Source organism: Duganella qianjiadongensis (assembly GCF_009857915.1).
Lineage (GTDB): Bacteria > Pseudomonadota > Gammaproteobacteria > Burkholderiales > Burkholderiaceae_D > Rugamonas > Rugamonas qianjiadongensis.
This window is the reverse complement of sequence record NZ_WWCM01000067.1, coordinates 1-656: the sequence shown is the minus strand read 5'-3', so window position 1 is coordinate 656 and position 656 is coordinate 1. Positions and strand designations below refer to the sequence as shown.

General features: G+C 50.9%; 1 protein-coding gene. It reads left to right on the top strand.

The window, feature by feature from the left end; genetic code table 11:
* Positions 1-219 (top strand): hypothetical protein (locus tag GTP27_RS23975; protein WP_229634312.1); only part of this gene is annotated, 219 nt, incomplete at its 5' end.
* Positions 220-656 lie beyond the last annotated feature (437 nt).

The following is a 656-nucleotide window of genomic DNA, read 5'->3' as shown; positions in this document are numbered from 1 at the left end:
CGTCACCCAAAAGACGAGAGTAAACGCGAAAAGTCGGCAGTTTACAAGGGCAGATGCGAAAATTGGCCAGCTAAGCCGGTTTCAGCTCGGGCGAGGCTCCGGCTGGACTTGTGTATAAGGGCATGGATCCAGCGGGGCATAGAAAATTCTCTGCCACCTCAGGAAATGGATCAATTAACTTTCCATTATGGTACTAATGGTATTATTCTTGCCAATTAAAGTCGTAAATTGCCAATTAAAGTCGTAAATTGCGCAATAAAGTCGTAAATGTGGATTTGGTTGCGTGGTAGTGGCTTCTAGCAAACTTTGTACGGAGTCGGGCCGTTGATAGTTTTTCTGCGCAACGCGCCGGTTGACGAGCTAGGATGGTCTGAGTAGGCCAGTCGTTTTGGCGCTTGGCCCGCATGGCGATGCGGGCCAACGGTGACGCTCCCTCTATTCTTCGAGGACGTGGGAGTGGCCTAGTGCGTATTCCGGTCAAACTAACTAGGTATTTGCGTGCAATGCCAGCTAGTGATGCCGACCCGGTTTAAGCCATGCCTTTATACACAACTCGGCTTCAGTCGTAGGCCGAGTTCATTTCTCGTAGCGCTTCAGCGACGAGTCGTATCTTGGTCAGCCCCTTCCAGATCGCTTTCACACCTGGCTCGCCATCT